Annotated in this window: 17 protein-coding genes; 13 read left to right on the forward strand and 4 right to left on the reverse strand. The window is 35.1% G+C overall.

Going from position 1 to position 21250, the window contains the following annotated elements:
* Window positions 1–7: 7 nt before the first annotated feature.
* Window positions 8–2794, reverse strand: a complete 2787-nt coding sequence (locus E0Y80_RS04345) for a TonB-dependent receptor domain-containing protein (RefSeq protein WP_156306180.1) — start codon at window positions 2792–2794, stop codon at window positions 8–10.
* Between the two features lie 217 nt (window positions 2795–3011).
* Between E0Y80_RS04345 and E0Y80_RS04350 the strand changes: the two genes are divergently transcribed.
* The 10 genes from E0Y80_RS04350 (at window position 3012) to E0Y80_RS04395 (ending at window position 13361) form a co-directional block, all read left to right on the forward strand.
* Window positions 3012–4382, forward strand: coding sequence for a dipeptidase (locus tag E0Y80_RS04350; RefSeq protein ID WP_156306181.1), 1371 nt, complete (start codon window positions 3012–3014; stop codon window positions 4380–4382).
* Between the two features lie 70 nt (window positions 4383–4452).
* Window positions 4453–5187, forward strand: coding sequence for a lysophospholipid acyltransferase family protein (locus E0Y80_RS04355; protein ID WP_156306182.1), 735 nt, complete (start codon window positions 4453–4455; stop codon window positions 5185–5187).
* Window positions 5188–5323: 136 nt separating this feature from the next.
* Window positions 5324–5545, forward strand: a complete 222-nt coding sequence (locus tag E0Y80_RS04360) for a DUF2795 domain-containing protein (RefSeq protein ID WP_002996718.1) — start codon at window positions 5324–5326, stop codon at window positions 5543–5545.
* A gap of 165 nt (window positions 5546–5710) precedes the next feature.
* A complete protein-coding gene (locus tag E0Y80_RS04365; protein WP_156306183.1) occupies window positions 5711–6184 on the forward strand; it encodes a hypothetical protein in 474 nt (157 codons plus the stop codon).
* A 204-nt stretch (window positions 6185–6388) separates the two neighbouring features.
* Window positions 6389–7378, forward strand: a complete 990-nt coding sequence (gene trpD, locus E0Y80_RS04370; protein WP_156306184.1) for an anthranilate phosphoribosyltransferase — start codon at window positions 6389–6391, stop codon at window positions 7376–7378.
* A 25-nt stretch (window positions 7379–7403) separates the two neighbouring features.
* Window positions 7404–8012: a phosphoribosylanthranilate isomerase gene (locus E0Y80_RS04375; RefSeq protein WP_231595921.1), complete on the forward strand. Its 609-nt coding sequence runs from the start codon at window positions 7404–7406 to the stop codon at window positions 8010–8012.
* On the forward strand, window positions 7990–9174 hold the full coding sequence (trpB, locus tag E0Y80_RS04380; protein ID WP_156306186.1) for a tryptophan synthase subunit beta: 1185 nt from the start codon (window positions 7990–7992) through the stop codon (window positions 9172–9174). Before E0Y80_RS04375 ends, trpB begins: the two co-directional genes overlap by 23 nt.
* Before the next feature lies 1 nt (window position 9175).
* The gene (gene trpA / locus E0Y80_RS04385; protein WP_156306187.1) at window positions 9176–9934 is read left to right on the forward strand and encodes a tryptophan synthase subunit alpha; all 759 of its coding nucleotides are present in this window, start codon (window positions 9176–9178) and stop codon (window positions 9932–9934) included.
* A 277-nt stretch (window positions 9935–10211) separates the two neighbouring features.
* Window positions 10212–10664, forward strand: a complete 453-nt coding sequence (locus E0Y80_RS04390) for an HYC_CC_PP family protein (protein WP_156306188.1) — start codon at window positions 10212–10214, stop codon at window positions 10662–10664.
* A gap of 57 nt (window positions 10665–10721) precedes the next feature.
* Window positions 10722–13361, forward strand: coding sequence for a TonB-dependent receptor domain-containing protein (locus E0Y80_RS04395; RefSeq protein ID WP_156306189.1), 2640 nt, complete (start codon window positions 10722–10724; stop codon window positions 13359–13361).
* 63 nt (window positions 13362–13424) lie between these two features.
* On the opposite strand, the gene E0Y80_RS04400 is transcribed toward E0Y80_RS04395, so the two are convergent.
* The 3 genes from E0Y80_RS04400 to floA form a co-directional block, all read right to left on the reverse strand.
* Window positions 13425–14015 carry a Maf family protein gene (locus E0Y80_RS04400; protein WP_156306190.1) on the reverse strand — a complete coding sequence of 197 codons (591 nt, stop codon included), beginning with the start codon at window positions 14013–14015 and terminating at the stop codon, window positions 13425–13427.
* A complete protein-coding gene (locus E0Y80_RS04405) occupies window positions 14015–14533 on the reverse strand; it encodes a KdsC family phosphatase (RefSeq protein ID WP_156306191.1) in 519 nt (172 codons plus the stop codon). Before E0Y80_RS04405 ends, E0Y80_RS04400 begins: the two co-directional genes overlap by 1 nt.
* Before the next feature lie 364 nt (window positions 14534–14897).
* Window positions 14898–15875 (reverse strand): flotillin-like protein FloA, encoded by a 978-nt coding sequence (gene floA / locus E0Y80_RS04410; protein ID WP_156306192.1) that lies wholly within the window; start codon window positions 15873–15875, stop codon window positions 14898–14900.
* A 541-nt stretch (window positions 15876–16416) separates the two neighbouring features.
* On the opposite strand from floA, the gene E0Y80_RS04415 reads away from it, so the two are divergent.
* The 3 genes from E0Y80_RS04415 to E0Y80_RS04425 are packed head-to-tail and all read left to right on the forward strand — an operon-like array spanning window position 16417 to window position 21249.
* Window positions 16417–19857, forward strand: coding sequence for a hybrid sensor histidine kinase/response regulator (locus E0Y80_RS04415; protein WP_156306193.1), 3441 nt, complete (start codon window positions 16417–16419; stop codon window positions 19855–19857).
* The gene (locus E0Y80_RS04420; RefSeq protein WP_156306194.1) at window positions 19845–20678 is read left to right on the forward strand and encodes a CheR family methyltransferase; all 834 of its coding nucleotides are present in this window, start codon (window positions 19845–19847) and stop codon (window positions 20676–20678) included. Before E0Y80_RS04415 ends, E0Y80_RS04420 begins: the two co-directional genes overlap by 13 nt.
* Before the next feature lies 1 nt (window position 20679).
* Window positions 20680–21249, forward strand: a complete 570-nt coding sequence (locus E0Y80_RS04425; protein ID WP_156306195.1) for a chemotaxis protein CheB — start codon at window positions 20680–20682, stop codon at window positions 21247–21249.
* Window position 21250: the final 1 nt, after the last annotated feature.

The following is a 21250-nucleotide window of genomic DNA, read 5'->3' on the forward strand; positions in this document are numbered from 1 at the left end:
TTCATAATTACTCTGCTCCTTTCATTGATGTGAATTCCCAAGTTAATTTCAACATATAATATCTTGCGATATTATTATAGCGCTGTTGCGTAATACCTTGTCCACTTTGACTTCTGCTAAATCCAACGTTCTGATTGAAAACATCATTTACATAGAAATTGGCGATTAAACTCTCATTCTTTAAGAATTTCTTTTGAATACCCGGCGAGAATTTCAATCTGCTAAATGAACTTGGGAGCGCTTTAGTTGGAGCTTCATACTCATAATTCAAATCTCCAGTAATTTGGAATTTCTTAGGTAAGAAGTAAGTGAATCTACCATAGGTATCAAAAGTAAAACCTTCTGAATTTAATTCTGGGTTCAATGTTGTATTTAACACTCTATATCCAGGACTGAATGATACATAGAAATCAAATCCTTTGGTCGTGCTTTTTTGGAATCCAATATCACCACTGAAGTTATAGCTCACATTTTTGTTTTCTTCAAATTCTCTAGGATTAGCTGGATCAGAAAGATCCTTAATCATATTATAATAGTTATTTAAGCTACCATTTAATCCAACATTCATTTTAATTTGATGTTTCTTAATCAAATTAAAATTATAACCACCATAAAGATATCCGTTGGTCATTGCCTTATCGGTATTCACATAATATAACTCACGTTTCAAGTTTTCATATACAATTACGTCAGTTTGGATAGCACCTAAGGTTTGAGTAAATCCTAAACCAGAATACAATCCTTTACCCTTCATCATATCATACCAGTAATAATTCAAGTTATAATTATTAGAGACAGATGGTTTAAGGTTTTCATTACCAAAATATTGATTCATTTGATCCTCATTTTGTTTTAAAGGCTGAATCTGGAATAATGAAGGTAACTGATTTGATCTGTTATAAGAAAGGTTCAAAGATTTAGCTTTGCTGATATTATATCTAAGACGAGCTCTTGGATTATACGTTAAATAATCTCTACTCATAGAATTATCCGCAAGATTATTCCTTTGGAACATATCATCATGACGAATATTATTGGTCAAATTGAACTCTAATTTTTCAGCTTTATAATTAACAGAAAGATTAGCTGCATTACGTACAGTATTAAAATTAAAGTCATTACTGAATTCAGAGTCAAACTCGGTATAATTACCCGCGGCATCCTTATTGAAGGCACTGTTAATGGAGTGAGCTTTTGAGTTGGTATATTCATAGCCAACAGACATATTTACCTTTTTAGAAATCGGTTCAGTATATGTTGCTGCCGCCATAATGGAACTTGAATTATTTGAGTTATCCTTAAACTGATCAATTACATTTTCAGTTCCGGCTACCACATTATTTAATTTTGAGTTCAATAACATATCCCCCTGAGTCTTACCATTATTACCTGTAAATTTCAAATTGATTGATCTTCCTTCTTTTGCAAATTTCCTAGTAAAGTTTGCATCGTAATTGAAATTATCATTTGAGGTATTAATTTTCTGACTACGTTCATCTTCAGTGATTAACTCACCATTCTTAAAACTATTTCCTTTTCTATACGTGTCATTTTCTCCATTCATTTTGGAAGCTGCCACTCTTAAAGTCAAGGTTGTTAGTGAGTCGATTGCAAAATCATATTTAGTATTGAATCGATGTCCAGTACTTTTAGATACATCGCTATTATCAAACTCAGAATTAGAAATTCCGTCTGCTAATGGAGTTTGAGAAATTGTATTGGTATTAATTTCATTTTCTGCTTGACCATATTTGTAATTTAGGTTAAGCTTATGTTTCTTTTCTTTCCATGCATCCATAAAAGACACCCCTGCAGTGATTGCTCGAGGTTGCCCTCTATTGGTATTGCTAAGGAAGCTACCCCCACCAGAAATCATGATACCACCATCATCCAACATGGTTACATTATCATTGGCAATACCGAATTTTTCAGCTTCTTGCCAACCTAGATCGGTTGTTCCATCATTGGATGTAATTCCAAATGCTGATATCTTTCTAGAACCATTAAATTTATTTAGGGCTACTTTACCAAGGTAATAACCAGAGTTATCATCCATACCGCCTCCGCCTTCGAGCTTACCGAACATACCATTTTTAGCATCTTCCTTAAGCTTGACGTTAATTGTTTGAATGCGTTGCCCATCATCTACCCCAGTTCGTTCAGCGTCCTCAGATTTCTTCTCAAATACCTGAACTTTATCGACCATGTCGGAACGGATATTTCGGGTAACCAAGGTAGGATCATCGCCAAAGAACTCTTCACCATCGACCAATACTTTTTCTACGGTCTTTCCTTGGGCCGTAATCTTACCACTAGCATCTACAGAAATACCAGGGAGAACTTTCAATAAATCTTCAACTTTAGCATTCTTTTCGGTGACAAAACTAGAAGCATCATATTCTACGGTATCCCCTTTTATGACAACGGGAATTTTACCGGTAATTAAAATTTCCTCAATTAGATTTGCAGAACTTTGTAATGCAAGTTCACCTAGATTTTTATCCCCAGATCCTTTGGCGATTTCTTGAAAATAATCTCCAAATTTTGGATAACTGACGATTAATAAATAATCAGAAGTATCGGGATTGTTAAGGGAGAATTTCCCATCTTGATTAGCTCTCGTAAAATTGACGAGAATTGAGTCTTTTGCTTGAAGTAGCATGACCGTTGCATTGCTGAGTTTGGACTTATCTGTCTCATCAACGACCGTACCCGTTAATTTAGTTTGGGCAAAAGTCGTCAGAGATGATAAACCCAATACCAGGCTTAAAATTACTTTGGTTAGTAGTTTCATAAAAAAGTTAAAGTTACAATCTAAAAGGCATCGCTAAATTATCACTATTGTGAGAATTATTGAGAGAATAAAAAGTATTTAACAATCATTTAACACAAATCGAGATTTAGGGTACTCATTATCTATCAAATTCTCTAATTCATTAGTCGTAGATTGATAAAAAAAGTTACAGCCCATGTAAAATTTATTTCATTACCTTTGTAAAAACCCTTTTGAAATGCAAAAAATCAAAGACTATGTAGAAGCAAATAAGGACCGCTTCTTAGAAGAATTATTTGAATTATTGCGCTTTCCGTCAGTAAGTGCTGACCCACAGTACAAGGAAGGCGTGCTAAATACCGCACAATTTGTAGCTCAAAAATTGAAAGATGCTGGTGCTGACAATGTTGAGATTTGTCCTACTGCTGGATATCCAATTGTATATGGCGAAAAAATCATTGACTCAAGCTTACCGACCGTATTAGTTTATGGCCATTATGATGTTCAGCCAGCAGACCCTATCGAACTATGGGAAACACCTCCATTTGAACCGACCCTACGTGATGGTAAGATTTACGCACGTGGATCAGCTGATGATAAAGGTCAATTCTATATGCATGTGAAGGCCTTTGAATATATGATGAAAGAAAATGAATTGGCATGTAACGTTAAATTCATGATCGAAGGTGAAGAAGAAGTTGGCTCTGCGAACTTAGGGATATTTGTGAATGCAAATAAGGAACGTTTGAAGGCTGATGTAATTGTTATTTCTGACACCTCGATGATCAGTCTAGAAAATCCTTCATTAGAAACAGGACTTCGTGGGCTATCCTATGTTGAAGTAGAAGTTACAGGACCAAACCGTGACTTACACTCGGGAGTTTATGGTGGAGCTGTTGCAAATCCGGCTACGATCCTATCGAAAATGATTGCTTCATTGCATGATGAAAACAACCATATCACGATTCCAGGTTTTTACGATGATGTATTAGAACTTACGGAAGCAGAAAGAAAAGCTTTAAATGAGGCTCCATTTGATATCCAAGAATACGAAAAGGATTTAGGAGTAAACGAACTATGGGGCGAAAAAGGTTTCAGCACTATAGAACGTACAGGTATTCGTCCAACATTAGAGGTGAACGGTATTTGGGGCGGCTATATTGGAGAAGGAGCAAAAACCGTATTACCATCAAAAGCTTTTGCTAAGATTTCAATGCGTTTAGTTCCGAATCAAAATTCTGAGCGCATCACTAAATTATTCAAAGATCACTTTGAAAAAATTGCGCCAAAATCTGTTAAAGTTGAGGTAAAACCACACCATGGAGGAGAGCCAGTTGTCACACCAACAGACAGTATAGCCTATAAAGCGGCAGAAAAAGCGCTTGAAGAGACATTCAATAAAAAACCTATTCCAACGAGAGGTGGTGGATCCATTCCAATCGTTGCTCTATTTGAGAAAGAATTAGGAATCAAGACGGTTCTATTAGGTTTTGGACTTGATTCAGATAACCTACACTCACCTAACGAAAAATATGGAGTAGAAAATTATCTAAAAGGAATTGAAACTATTCCTTTGTTCCATAAATTTTATGCGGAAATGAGTAAATAAAATAAAAAGCTTCACGATTGTGAAGCTTTTTCTATTTTTACATCATAGTTAATTTTTTCGCAGGGGAAATATGTTGTTTTTAAAAAAGGTCCTTAGGATATTATATTTTGTTTCAGTTCTTTTTTTCTTTTCGTTAAGTTTTCCCGTATTATACTTCTTAAGTAAGCATCCAAAAAAATATTATTCACATATAGTTTGGTTTAGAAAATGGATCTCCATTCTGAGTCTACATTTGGTTGGAGTACGTTTTAAAATTAATTACGAAGTTCCAATTGATTGGACAAAACCATATATTATTTGTCCGAATCATACATCTATCTTGGATATAACAGCGTTGACCTACCTTTGTCCACAACAATTCTCTTTTATTGGAAAAGAAGAACTCTTAAAAAACCCGGTCACTCGAATTTTCTTTAAATCAATTGACATTTCAGTGAATAGGGAAAGCAGGATTTCGGCCTTCAAGGCATTTAAAAAAGCCACTGAACTATTGCAAGAAGGAAAGTCGATCGTAATCTTTCCAGAAGGGAAAATAGATGATGAATTTCCCCCGATGCTGCATAAATTTAAGGCTGGAGCCTTTAAAATGGCAATAGAAAACAAAATTTCTATACTACCTGTAGTCATTCATAATGCATATGAAATACTATGGGATGATGGGTCAAGATTTGGTTCAAAACCAGGGATAATTAAGATCTCGGTACTAAAACCCATACTGTTTGAGCCTACCTCAAACCAAAAATATGATTCGATTGAGATGGAAGTTTATGAAAAAATGAACAAAGTTTGGAATAACAAATCCTAAATCCACCTTACACATCAATTTAAAGCATTGATTTTCTGAAAGATAAACGTCTTAACAAAGAATTAAAGATTATTTCCTTGCATTAGTTAAATTAAATATTATTTTTGCGAAAACGTGAAACTTAATTAAAAGAGATATGTATTGGACACTTGAATTAGCTTCTCATTTAGAAGACGCTCCATGGCCAGCGACAAAAGACGAATTAATTGATTATGCAATTCGCTCAGGAGCACCAGTTGAAGTGATTGAGAATCTTCAGGCGTTGGAAGATGATGGTGAACCTTATGAAAACATTGAGGAAATTTGGCCTGATTATCCAACAAAAGATGATTTCTTTTTCAACGAAGACGAATATTAAAAATCGCTATAGGAAAGCGCCTTTATAAGAGGCGCTTTTTTATTTGAATGTATTTATAAGGACTTATATATCCGTTCACATTTATGTAATTCTATGGTTAATCATCAAACAAATTAATCCTTTTGCTATTTTTAAGGTCAATAGTTCGATATTAAAATGAACAGAATGAAATACTATCTACTTTACTTTTTGTTAATGATAGCACCTATTGTCTCTTTTGCTCAATATGAACATGAGGATGATATTAGGCAGAATAATTCATCCAAAAGCAGGGATATTGCAACTGATTTTATTTATGATCTAAATAATTCTGAAATTCCTTTAGATGTTATTCTAAGTCAATGGGTAATCGTGGAAGAACCATCAGATGAGTTATATGATTATTTAGAAGTAAGTCTTGAAGAAATCAGACTAAACTTAAGCTACAAAAACATCGATCAGATAGAAATTAAGAACTATCATGAAATGCCTAAAAAGGAGATTCGGGACATTGATCCTGAAGGCTTAAACGTTAACAACATGTATTTCATTTACTATAAAAACAGGTTGGTTACTAGTGTTTATGTTGAGGGTGATAAGATTGGGTCATTTACATTAGTTTCGAAAGGAAATGAAATGGCTCATTTTGTACTTTATTAACAAAAAATCATTTTTTCTAATGTTTTCTTGCAAATATCAAAAACATCTTTGATATTTGTTAAACTAACAATGACAACAATACAATTCAATACAGCTTGGTGGTGGCACAACAATTAATGTTGTGGCAGACACCTATTGGTTGAATTCAAAGAACTAAATAATAGTGGGCTTGCCTTTTCGGCAAGCCTTTTTTATTAAAAAATAATGAAAGAAATATTAGCCCATCTATTCGAATATAAGTCCTTCAGCAGAAAAGAGGCTTATGATATATTGACAAATATTGCTACTGGCAAATATGATAGCCATCAAATTGCAGCCTTTATGACCATTTATGGTATGCGGAGCATTAAAGTGGAGGAACTTGGAGGATTCCGAGATGCGATGTACGATTTATGTAATAAGGTTGACTTTTCTGGTTACGATTTAATTGATATGTGTGGGACTGGAGGTGATGGAAAAAACACATTCAATATTTCAACCATGGCTTCTTTTGTGGTTGCTGGGGCAGGTTATCACGTAGCAAAACATGGAAATGTAGGTGTATCATCAGGATGCGGATCTTCTAATGTGATGGAATATTTAGGATATACATTTACGAATGATAAGGCTGTTTTGGAAAAACAATTGGAGACTGCCAATATTTGCTTTCTTCATGCACCGTTATTTCATCCTGCGATGAAAACCGTAGCACCTATCCGAAAGGCACTTGCTGTAAAAACATTCTTCAATATGTTAGGTCCATTAACAAATCCGGCAAATCCAAAATTTCAATCTGTCGGAGTATTTAGCCTTGAACTTGCAAGATTATATGCCTATCTATACCAGAATACAGAGAAACAATATAGCATCATCCATGCACTAGACGGATATGATGAAATATCATTAACAGGTGATTTCAAGGTTATTAATAATCAAGGAGAAAATTACTATACGGTTGAAGAATTAGGCTTTACAGAGGTTAATGCGGAAGATTTGACAGGAGGAGATTCGGTGGAACAGGCAGCAAAAACCTTCCGTCAGATTATTGAAGGTAATGGAACAGCTGTGCAAAACAATGTGTTGTTGACCAATGCTGCATTTGGCATAAAGACTTTCCATCCGGAAAAAAGTTTCGGCGACTGTTACTATGAAGCTGAAACTTCATTATTAGGCCACAAAGCTTTAGAGAGCTTTAAAAAGCTTGTCAATGCCTAAGGATTTATTGATAAAGGTTTGCGGGATGAAGGAGCGAAACAACATAATTCAGCTCTCAGAATTGTCAATTGATTATATTGGCCACATCTTTTATCCTAAATCACCACGCTATGTTAGAGGTTTAATTGACGTTGAACTCCCAGCAAGCATAAAAAAAACTGGGGTTTTTGTAAATGTCGACTTAAATGGAATTCTTGAACAGGTAAAAGAACATTCTTTACATACCGTTCAATTACATGGCAATGAAAGCGCTGAACTTGCGGAATCCCTTAGGAATGTTGGGATAGAGGTTATCAAAGCATTTGGGGTTGACAGCAACTTTGACTGGCATCAACTTGATGGGTATCTTAATCATGTCGATTATTTTCTTTTTGACAGCAAAAGTCCACAATATGGCGGAACAGGGGAAACATTCGATTGGCAAAAATTAAAAGAGTACCCCTTTGACAAACCTTATTTTTTAAGTGGTGGACTATCATTAGAAAACCTTAATGAGGCGCTACAGTTTGAGGATGATAGATTAGTAGGCTTGGATTTAAATTCAAAATTTGAAATCGAGCTAGGATTAAAGAATATTGAAAAATTAAAATTAGCACTGAAAATTATACGAAATGAGCAAATATCAAGTAAATAGCAAAGGATATTACGGTCCTTTTGGAGGAGCTTACATTCCTGAAATGCTCTATCCCAATGTAGAGGAGCTGCAAAATCAATACTTGGAAATTATAGAAGATCCGACCTTCAAGAAAGAATTTGAATCCTTATTACGTGATTATGTTGGCAGACCATCACCGTTATATCCTGCGCAAAGGCTTTCAGAAAAATACAATGCAAAAATATTCCTTAAAAGAGAGGACTTAAACCATACCGGCGCACATAAGATTAACAATACAATCGGTCAAATCTTGTTGGCAGAAAAACTTGGTAAAAAAAGGATCATTGCAGAAACAGGTGCAGGTCAACATGGTGTAGCAACTGCGACAGTATGCGCATTAAAAGGATTGGAATGTGTTGTATATATGGGAGAGATTGATATTGAGAGGCAAGCCCCAAATGTTGCAAGAATGAAGATGATGGGTGCGAAGGTGGTTGCAGCTACTTCGGGAAGTAAAACCTTAAAAGATGCGACCAATGAGGCATTGCGTGATTGGATTAATAATCCAGTAGACACCCATTATATCATCGGCTCTGTAGTTGGACCACATCCATATCCTGATATGGTTGCTCGGTTTCAATCAATTATTTCAGAAGAAACCAAAAAGCAATTGTTAGAAAAAACGGGGAAACAAAACCCTGATATTGTAATGGCCTGCGTTGGTGGAGGATCAAATGCGGCGGGGATGTTTTATCATTTCTTGAATGAAGAAGATATACAATTAATTGCTGTTGAGGCTTCTGGCCATGGAGTTGATAGTGGAGAATCCGCGGCGACTACGGTTTTAGGTCATGAGGGAGTTCTTCATGGCAGCCGTTCCATCCTTATGCAGACAGAAGATGGACAGGTGATTGAGCCATATTCCATATCAGCAGGATTAGACTATCCAGGAATTGGTCCACAACATGCTTGGCTTTTTAAATCGGGTAGAGGAACCTACGTTAGCGCAACGGATGATGAAGCTATGCAAGCTGGTCTTTTACTGACGAAACTAGAAGGGATTATCCCGGCGATTGAAAGTTCGCATGCATTGGCTCATCTTGAAAAAATGAAGTTTAAAGGGAATGAGACAGTGGTTATTTGTCTTTCAGGACGAGGAGATAAGGATTTGGATATTTACATGAAATATTTCGGTTTTTAGTATGATACAGATTAATAAACAAGCAAATGGTTTGCTATCCATATATTTTACTGCAGGATACCCAAGCATTGACAGTACGTTAGATATTGCGGAAGAGTTGGAGAAAGCAGGAGCTGATTTTTTAGAAATTGGATTTCCCTATTCAGATCCTGTAGCCGATGGACCTACCATTCAACACAGTTCAGAAGTCGCTCTAAAAAATGGAATGACATTAAAAGTTTTATTCGAACAATTAAAAGATTTAAGAAAAAGAGTATGTATTCCTGTTTATTTAATGGGATATGTAAATCCAGTAATTCAATTTGGGGTAGAAAATTTCTGTAAAGCCTGTAAAGAAGTGGGTGTAAATGGCACGATCATACCTGATCTACCGATGTATGAATATGAAGATTTGTATCAAGGGATATTTGAGGAAAATCAAGTTAGTAACGTGTTTTTAGTTACTCCGCAAACATCCGATTCGAGAATTAAAAAGATCGATTCACTATCGACAAGTTTTATTTACCTCTTGTCATCCAATGCAACCACTGGTACACAACTAAATGTTGAGGAACAATCTGAAGCCTATTTCAATAGGGTTAAAGAAATGGATTTAAACAATCCATTGGTTATTGGATTTGGTATTCATAATAAAGAAACCTTTGAAAAGGCAACAAAATATGCTAACGGAGCAATTGTAGGGACTGCATTTGTGAAGTTATTGGCTGAGGATGATTATTTGGAAAAGATTCCAGGATTTATAAAATCCATTAAAGGATAATGATTTAAAGAGGGGGACGATAGTTTGTCCCCCTACTTATTAATTAACTCTTCTCAGAATTTTGTTGGCTAGGAAAACTACCAAGATTCCTGCAGTAACAAGGCTAACTAAGCCTGCATACAACAGATTTGGGTGTGCAGCTAATGTTTCCATAAAAATATAGGTTTATAAAGTACTAAGTCGATTCTAATATAATTAGTGTGAATCCAATTGACAAGAAAAAATTACAATTAATTATCCACATAATAGGTCTATCTTTCCTATCTTTGGGGCAAAGATGAGAAAAATTGTAGCCATATGCTTACTATTGATTTATTCTGTATGCAGTACAGGAGCTACAATCTATATGCACCATTGTGGAAAAAGCACCTCATTCTCTGTACTTGATGATATAAAAGTATCACATGACAGCTGTCCAATGTGTACAAAACCACATGAGGACCATAACCATGAACAAAACGAGTTAGGCAATGCTTCTTGTGAGGATGATCATTCCTGTAAGGACTCCAAGGTAGATTTTGAATTAAATTCCGAAAGCGACCAATTGCGGACAAAAATGCTTTTTGGGAGTGTATTTGATTTTTCTCCAGCCATTGTGCTGATCCCTTGGATCATTACTACATGGGAAAACATGATGGAAGTACAACCACAAGTTCCCATCCCATTAAAACCTGCACTATTTGCGGAGAATCATTCCGTCTATCTTCTAAACTGCACTTTCATTATTTGATGTATTAATATTCTAAAAATCATTCTAGACTTTTTGAATCATTAATAACATTGAAATATGCACTTATTTAGATATTTATTCGTATTAATTTTTATTTCCGTGGGCACTGGACTATTTGCCCAAAACAAGACAATAACAGAAAAATTTGAAGTTTCTGGTAACTGTGCCATGTGTAAAAAACGCATTGAAACAGCAGGGAAAGATGCCGGAGCAAAATCCATCAATTGGGATATCAACACCGGAATTGCTTCTGTATCCTATGATTCTGAAAAGACCTCCCTGGACAAAATCAAGCAAGGGATCGCTGGGGCAGGACATGACACAAAACAATATAGAGCACCTGACGATGTATATGAAACTTTACATGAATGTTGCCTATACCCAAGAATGGATGCAGCATCCGAGAGCAGCCATGAAGAACATGAACATGCAGAAGGCGATGCTCATGATCATGATGCAAATGGTGGGCATGACCACGATCATGACCATGAAGTAACTGGAGTAGTAGTGAATGAAAGTGAAAAGGGAGACCTCACCCCTATTACCAACGTTACAATTTATTGGGCAGATAATCCGAGCAAAAAAGTGAAGTCCAATGAAAATGGTGTATTCAAAATTATGCATCAGAAACCTTATAGAAACCTTGTCATTTCACATGCGAGTATGCAAGGAGACACTATAGAAGTTAAAAACCTTCACGAAGTATTAGTTATTCAAGCAAAGAACAACTCGTTGAAGGAGATCGTTGTCACGCGCAGACAAAAATCAAACTACATTTCAAAATTAACCCCCAATCGTGTAGAAACGATTACGGCAAAGGAGCTATTTAAAGCAGCCTGTTGTGACCTAAGTGAAAGTTTTTCAACCAATGCTTCAGTAGATGTTGTTAGCAGTGATGCTGTAACGGGTAGTAAGCAAATTCAAATGTTGGGATTAGCAGGGATTTATACGCAATTGACTGTAGAGGGCTTGCCAGGACCGAGAGGTTTTGCTTCACCATTAGGGTTAAACAGTATTGCCGGAACATGGATTGAAGCGATCAATATCAGTAAAGGGATTGGATCGGTAGCGAATGGTTTTGAAAATATGGCTGGACAGATTAATGTTGAACTCAAAAAACCACATAATTCTGATAAGCTATATTTCAATGCTTATGCAAACAACATGGGTAGAACTGACATTAACCTTAATCTAGCACAACATATCAATGAAAAATGGTCGGTTGGGCTTTTACTACATGATAATTTCATGTATAACAAGGAAATGAATTTCAGTAAAAATGGTTTCCGTGATTTGCCGGTAGGAAACCTATTTTCAGGGATCAACCGCTGGCATTATGAAAACGGGAAAGGTATCATTGCACAATTTGGAATTAAATTCTTACATGATGATCGTATAGGAGGTCAAATTGACTTTAATGAGGATACAGATAAATTCACGACCAATAAATACGGTTTAGGATTTAAGAATCAACGTATCGAAGGTTTTGGTAAACTGGGATATGTTTTTCCAACCAATAAACATCGTAGTATTGGTTTGCAATTATCAGCAAGTCAATACAAACAAGAAAGTTTCTTTGGTTTAAATGCTTATGATAATGAACAGAACTCCTATTATGCGAACCTATTATTTCAGGATATCATTGGGAATGTTGCTCACAAATATAAAGTTGGCGCATCCATCCAATATGATAAGTATGATGAATTATTGGCCCGAAAGGAGTTAAATTCAGAATATAAATATGACTTTGGCAGAAAAGAGGCTGTAGCAGGAGCGTTTGCAGAATATACATTTAGTCCTAGTGAAAAATTTGATGCAGTATTGGGATTGCGCCAAGATTACAACAACCTATATGGCTGGTTTACAACTCCAAGAGCGGTTTTGCGTTATGAGCCAATTTTAGGAACAACCATACGATTGAGTTCAGGTCGCGGACAAAGAACAGCGAATATATTTGCTGAAAATTTAGGAATCTTTGCTTCGAGTAGAACAATTGCCGGGCTTGCAAACCTGACTGCTGGAGATGGTGCGTATGGATTAAAACCTGAAGTATCATGGAACACAGGACTAACATTGGATCAAAGCTTCCAATTATTTGGAAGAGAAGCAGGTTTATCGGTTGAACTATTCCACAATAACTTTCAAAACCAAGTTGTTGTCGATTTTGAAAACCCGCGAGAAGTATCATTTTATAATTTAGATGGTAAGTCCTATTCCAATAGCTTACAGGCTGAATTTAGGTTTATGCCTCTGCAGCACTTTGAGGCAAGAATGGCATATCGTATGCTTGATGTTCAAACGGACTACCAATCAGGAAGATTACAGAAGCCATTAACTGCTAAACATCGAGGATTTATGAATCTTGCATACAATCTTCATTCTGGATGGAGCTTTGACTATACATTGAATATTGTTGGTAAGAAAAGAATTCCAAATACTAGCACTAATCCTGTTGAATTTCAATTACCAACAGAATCAGATTCTTATGTAACCATGAATGCTCAAGTCAGCAAATCCTTTGGAAAAAATAAAAACTTTGATATTTATATTGGCGGAGAAAATCTGACAAATTTCTATCAAAAAGATCCAATTCTTGCATTTGAACAACCATTTGGTCAAAACTTTGACACCAATATGCTTTGGGGACCAATTGCTGGTAGAATGTTCTATACAGGAATTAGATATACCATTAAGTAATTAGAAGTAGTTTCCAGCGTTAATTCGCTGGAAACTACTCCTCCTAAGAGTAAAAAGATGAGTTTAAATAAATAATTCTTTAAGTGCTTTATGTAACCTAGCTGTAGGCAGGCCTATTACATTTTCATAAGAGCCCTCAATTCTTTCTATTGCAATTCTTCCAATCCATTCCTGAATACCATATGAACCCGCTTTATCCAGAGGTTTATATCGATCTACATAATAAGCAACTTCTTTCTCGGAAATTTCATTAAACCATACTTTCGTTTCTTCAACGAAGGAGATCTTCTTTCCCTGATAAGAAAATGCTACAGCGGTATACACCTGATGTTTTTTCCCTGATAAGCCTAAAATCACATCCTTTGCTTCAGCTAGATCTTGAGGTTTTCCGATAACTTTACCATTTTGATCAACTACAATCGTATCGGCACAGATGATTAAATGGCTTGGATCTACGTCATTGAATGCTAATAATTTAGTTTCTGCAATATATTTGACGATATCTAACGCGCTCCATTCCTTATTAAAAGATTCATCTGTTTCTCTAACCTCTATACGGAAGTCAATATCCATAGACTTTAATAATTCATTTCGTCTAGGAGATTTAGACCCTAGGATAACTGGGATTTCCTTTAGTTTATTTTGTAATAACATTAAACACTTTTTATTTCAGTCTGAACACCCCATTTACCTTGTAGTTTAAGGATCTTTTCTAATACATCCCGAACAACCCCTTCGCCTCCATTTTTAGGAGACATATAATGAGATATTGATTTGATATCCTCAACGGCATCATTTGGACAGACAGCAAGTCCCACGACCTGCATCACTTCATAATCTGGCATGTCATCACCCACATACATTAAATCATGTAGATTTAACTGATATTTCAGCAATAACTGACTGAGTACTTGCATTTTATTTTTCACACCCAAATGTATTTCGGTAATTCCTAAACCCAGCAGTCTCTTTTGCACACCAATGGATTTCCCTCCTGAAATTACCCAAATCTGCAATCCCATTTTTACAGCAAGCTGCATGGCATATCCATCCTTTACAAAGAACGTACGGAGCTGTTCACCTGCTTCCGTAAACAGGAGTTTACCATCCGTTAATACCCCATCCACATCCAACACTACTGCTTTAATAGCAGAAAATTTCTTTATGACCATAATCAATCGTTATCCTCAAAAATAAATATTTTTTATAGACCAAAAACTTTTATTCCTAATCCGATTAAGCCAATTTTTTATTTGTTACAACAATTAAATCAGAGAATTGTCAGAAAATGGTTGCAAAGGAAACTTTTTATTAACAATTCTTTGCTAATATTAATTCTCGGCGTACCTTTGTTTCATAATTCGAAGGATAAGTAGAATTAATATTTAAAATTGTCTTTTCATAATTTAGGTTTATAATTGGTTAGTATCAAACCCTGGCGCCCATCGTCAGGGTTTTTTCGTATAACAAAAAACCCTAATAAGAGAAGACAGGATCTTAGCTTATTAGGGTTTTTTAATAAGAATTTTTGAATTTCTATTTCTTTTCAGGGCCTTGTGGTCTCGAGATAGAGGATCTCATATCCGTATCAGCCTGAATATTCTGCAATTTATAGTAATCCATTATTCCAAGATTACCACTTCTAAAGGCCTCTGCCATTGCCAACGGCAATTGTGATTCGGCTTCTATCACCTTTGCTTTAGCCTCCTGAGCTTTTGCTCTCATTTCTTGCTCTGTTGCAACCGCCATTGCTCTTCTCTCTTCGGCACGTGCATTTGCAACTTTTAGATCAGCCTCAGCTTGGTCGGTCTGTAATTTCGCGCCCACGTTTTCACCAATATCAATATCAGCAATGTCAATTGATAAAATTTCAAAAGCTGTTCCAGAGTCTAAACCTTTTGACAATACGGTTTTGGAGATACGATCAGGATTTTCCAATACTTCCTTGTGATTTTCCGATGAACCAATTGTTGTTACAATCCCCTCACCAACACGCGCAAGAATAGTCTCCTCACCAGCACCACCTACCAATTGATTAATATTCGCTCTAACAGTAACCCTTGCTTTTGCAATCAGTTGGATACCATCCTTTGCCACAGCAGCTACAGGAGGTGTATTGATTACTTGCGGATTTACTGATAATTGTACTGCGTCAAATACGTCACGTCCAGCTAAATCTATCGCTGTTGCTAATTTAAAATCTAGAGGGATATTCGCTTTATCTGCGGAAATTAAGGCTTTGATTACCTTATTAACATTCCCACCAGCTAAAAAGTGAGTTTCAATTTCATTTGATGTAATTCTTAATCCAGCTTTGGTCGATGTAATCATCGCATTCGTTACCAATGACGGAGGTACCTTACGTAATCTCATCAACACTAAATTCAATAAACTGATCTTTACATTAGACAACTGAGCTGTAAACCAAAGATTTACAGGCAATAAATATAACAGTATGAAAATGGCAATTACTGATCCAGTAATTAGGAGAACTAATTGAATTGGTGAGTCCATTAATTTTAAAATTAATAATGTTTCTAAATCTTAAAGATAAAAAAATAAATCAAACTTGATACCCTTCAATGCTTCCCTTTTTAATTAATTTATTTATTAATTGATCAATTGAATCTAAAAATCATTTCATCATTAAATAACTATTATTAAATTTATGAGTGAATCTCTAGTGTGATTTGGGGATAAATTCAACAATTATTAAGGCCGGATTTAAACTTAAACATCTAATTATTAAATTTTTAAACTAAAATAAACTAAAATTAAAACAAAAATTCAGATTTTTGTAAGAAGTTAATTAAAACTTAGTGAATCAACATTACAGTATCTATACTATTAAACAGTATTATAATAATCATTTTTGAGTTATAACACGTATTCATAATAGTTGCTTACATTTGCAGCTGTTTACCATGTATTAACTATTTTTCAAATGTTATAGTTAGGAGCTTTATTTTTCAAAATATTGTTAAACAAAGCTAGTGTAAAAGTGAATCAAAAAAGTTTATTCTTATGAATTTTAAAGCTAATATTCTGATCTAACATGAATAAGTTCAGTCAATTAAAGTGGCAATTTATTATTAGTATTATTGTTGCCAATCTAATCATCATATTTTCCTATTGGTATTTTTTAAATAAACAGCGTGACTATTCAGTTAATATTGATAATTACATTGAAATAGCGCAGGAAAGTTTTTACAATATTCAGGAATGGGAATTGGATTTACAGAAATTGTCGAAGTATAAAAACTTGGAAAAGAATGCAAATCCGCTGCTTGAAGAACAACTAAATGATGAAATCCAGGGGTTTATTCAAAAGATAGAACAGCCAAATGAGTTATTCAGCAGCATTCCAAAATCGGCGGAAGAGGTTAAATCCTTAACAAAATTAATTCTTGAGAATAATCATGACTTTAATAAGGAAACTGCAGATGAGATCCTTCAATCCTTAACCTCTGATCAGACAAAAATCAATGCTGCTAGAAATCAATATACCAATGATGTTATCAATGCGAGAAAACGGCTTATTGACAATGAGTCCAAGCAATTAAATAACACAAGGATCTATACGGCAATTTTTGGAATACTTTCTTTACTGGTTATCTTCTTAGCCTTTATTCAAACATTGCGCATTTTGGAATATCTGCGTAGAAACACTAAAAAAGAAAAAGAATTAAATAATAACCTGACTAAGACTTCAGAAGAACTTGAAGGAGTGAACTGGGTTTTAACCAATTCTTCCAAATTACACAACTCCATATCCGGTGTCATCACGGAAACAGAGATTGCTAAAACCTCCTTGGGCATTATTTCAGAAGTTACTGAGGCCTATGCGGGAGCATTTTATGTTAGAAAAACAGATTCTTATGAATTTAAGTTGAGAGATTCTAGAGGTTTAAATCCTTCTGAATTATTAGATGAATTCAAGAGTGCTGAAGGGATTCTTGGAACGGTTGCTGAATCAAAGAAAGCAAAGACCCTTGCTGCAATTGAACTCAACAATACAAAAATCAATACTGCAACTATAAATACTGCAAATGCAGACGCCATTGTATTCCCGATTATATATGAGGATTATTGTATTGCCATCATTGAATTAATAGGTTCTTTTCCAGAATCAAAACTTGAAAATGTGCTGAGTTATCTGACAAGGACCAGTCGTTCAATCGGATCCACTTTACACAGCAGACAGAGTCATGCCCTTGTAGAAGGCTTGCTTGAAGAGACACAAAGACAAACAGAAGAACTTGAAGCACAGCAGGAAGAATTAAGAATTACCAACGAAGAATTAGTCTATAAAACAAACTTACTGGAGGCATCAGAAGAAGAATTAAGGGTACAACAAGAAGAGCTTTCCCAAGCGAACAAGGAATTGAATGAAAAAGCGGCTGAATTAGAAAAAAGAAACAACGATTTAAATCATGCGCATTCAGTTGTGGAACAAAAAATAACTGAAGTAGAACAAGCAAGTAAATATAAGTCAGAGTTTATGGCCAATATGAGCCATGAATTGCGCACTCCATTAAATAGTATCCTTATTCTCGCCAAACTATTACAAGACAATAAACGCGATAACTTAACCGATGAACAAGTTAAATACGCATCAGTGATTCACAATGCGGGATCTGATTTGTTACAGTTAATAAATGAATTGCTTGATTTAGCTAAAATTGAATCCGGAAAAGTAGAAATTCATAAAGATTCAATCAACAGTAAACATTTCGCATCAAACTTAGAGTCTTTATTTAAGGAAATAGCTAAGGAAAAGAAAATTAAATTTATCATAGATACGGATAAAGCTCCGGAACAATTCATATCCGACGAATATCGAGTTGAACAGGTTATTAAGAATTTCTTGTCTAATGCCTTTAAATTCACGGATCAGCATGGTGAAATCAAACTGCAGATATTTAAACAATCAGGGAATTTACATTTTGCTGTTTCAGATAATGGGAAAGGTATTTCAGAAGATAAGCAAGCCTTGATTTTTGAAGCTTTCCGCCAAGAAGACGGCTCTACGAGTCGCAAATACGGAGGCACAGGATTAGGCCTTTCAATATCAAAAGAGATATCTTCCCTATTAGGTGGTCGGATAACTTTGGAAAGTGAATCAGGAAAGGGCAGTAAATTCAGCTTAATTGTTCCATTGATAGAGGCTATTGAACAAAGCAGCAAGACGAAGGATTCGATTGCCAAAGCAGAAATTCAAAAGACTGAAATTCCTATAGTTCCGTCTGCCCTCTCGTCAGATAAGGTTTCAGAGCCTGTTCAGCAATCCGACTTAGCAACAAAAGAGGATAAAACAATTTTAATCATTGAGGATGATGTCAATTTTGCTGATATATTAAAAGGGTTTGCTCAAGGGTTTGGTTTTACGGTATCAAATGCATATGATGGGTTGGCAGGAATAGAATTGGCGAAGGAACAGATTCCAGATGCTATCATATTGGATGTCATGTTACCGCTGGCAGATGGCTGGGAAGTTCTTAAAACACTTAAGGCGGATGATTCCACCAAACATATTCCTATTCACATGATGTCCGCAGCAAACTTTAACAAGAAAGATTTTCTTGAAAGTGGAGCTATCGGATTTATGGCAAAACCAGTAACAGAGGAAAGTATTAGTCAGGCTTTTGAGAATATCAAACTGAATGTAGACAGGGATCTTAAAAAAATCCTATTGATAGAAGATCAGGAGTTCCAAAGTGATTTAATTAAGAAAGCATTTGCAGAACAGAATATTAATGTCATTCAAGCATTTACAATAGAATCAGGGTTGAAAAAACTCGAACAAGAGAAAAACCTGGATTGTATAATTCTGGATGTTAAGCTCCCTGATGGAAGTGGATTGGAGATGTTAGATATTATTAAATCGAATCCGAAATATGAAAAACTTCCTGTAATCATAAATACGGCATATGATTTGAGTACAGAACAAACTGAAAGAATTATGAGACACACTCAGTCAATGGTCTTAAAATCAAGCAAGTCCAACAACAGGTTGATTGATGAGGTGAACTTATTCTTGAATAAATTATCAACACCTGCATATAATCCGATCAAACATCCAGAAAAGATTGGTCCTAAAGAAAACTATGGAACCAGTACACTAGATAGTAAGAGCGTTTTAATTGCGGACGATGATATGAGAAATGTTTTTGCATTAACTTCTTCGTTACAACAATACAATATGCATATTGAAATTGCAAATAACGGATTGGAGGCATTAAACATTATAAACGATGAGCATAAAAAGGTAGATATTGTTCTAATGGATATTATGATGCCTGAGATGGATGGTTATGAGGCAATACAAGAGATTCGCAAGAATAAGCAATTCAACAACCTTCCAATCATCGCAGTAACCGCGAAAGCAATGAAGGGAGATCGAGAAAAGTCAATTGAATTAGGGGCTAATGATTATGTTAGTAAACCAATTGATTTAGATAAGTTAGTATCATTAATGCAAGTATGGCTGAGTTAAAAGATTCGAATGAATTAAGTTTTGCTGAAGTAGAAGAGATTGTATTTCTTTTAAAGAATGTATCTGATTTTGATTTATCAGGATACACGAGGTCTTCATTGAAACGTAGAATTCAAAGAATCATGAATTTGGAGGATATGGATATGGTGGATTTAAAGAATGCGCTAATCAATGTGGAAGGATTTCAGCAATACTTTATTCAGGAAGTTACGGTAAATGTTACAGAGATGTTTCGAGATCCGGGCTTCTATAATAAACTAAATAAGGATATCATACCCTATCTTCAAACGTTTCCACGGATTAAGATATGGAGTGCAGGCTGTTCAACAGGTGAAGAAGTCTATTCCTTAGCTATTCTACTTAAAGAAAATAACCTGAGCGATAGAGCATTTATTTATGGAACTGACATCAACAGCAAGGTTCTTGATGTTGCTAAAAAAGGAATTTACCCTATTAAAAAATTCAAGGAATATTCCGATAATTTTAACGCATATAACTCAACTGAAAGTCTTTCAAACTATTATACCGCGCGATATGATGCTGCAATCATAAATCATGATCTGAGACAAAACATTTTGTTTTCCACTCATAATTTAGCCACAGATCAAGTATTTAATGAATTTCATTTAATTACCTGTAGAAATGTTCTAATCTATTTTGATTTAAAATTGCAGGAACACGTTATCAATCTTTTTTATCAATCCTTAGCATTATTTGGATTCTTATGCCTTGGCACAAAGGAAACATTAATGCGTCATGACATTATGGAAAATTTTAAATTAATTGATAAAGAGTATAATATCTACCAAAAAATAAAATAATATGGAGAAAACAGCATCAAAAATTATTGTAATTGGTGGCTCCGCAGGTGCATATGAACTAATAGTTGAAATATTAGATCATCTACCGACAGAGTTTAGTGTTGCAATAATTATTGTTCTCCATAGAAACTCAAAATACGAGACAAAAATTGAAACAAGTTTGTCGAAACGATTAAATAGAAATGTAATATCGGTACGAGATAAATTACCAATCCTAGAGAACCATATTTATTTTGCTCCTCCGGGATACCATACTCTGGTGGAACCTGATTGTATATTTTCCTTAGACATTTCAGATCCCGTACAGTTTTCAAGGCCATCTATTGATGTGTTTTTTGAGTCTGCGGCTGCAGTTTATGGTAAAAATGCGACAGCATTCCTTTTATCTGGGGCCAATAACGATGGATCAGAAGGGTTAAAAGCTTTAGTAAATAATGGTTCTACGTGCTTTGTTCAAAAGCCTGAGGAAGCTGTTATCAATACTATGCCATTAGCAGGCAGTCTTGTATCGGAAAAGGTTAAGGTAATTTCCAATCAACATATTATAGATTATTTCAGTCAATTAATGTAAT

Source organism: Sphingobacterium endophyticum (genome assembly GCF_009733535.1).
GTDB lineage: Bacteria > Bacteroidota > Bacteroidia > Sphingobacteriales > Sphingobacteriaceae > Sphingobacterium > Sphingobacterium endophyticum.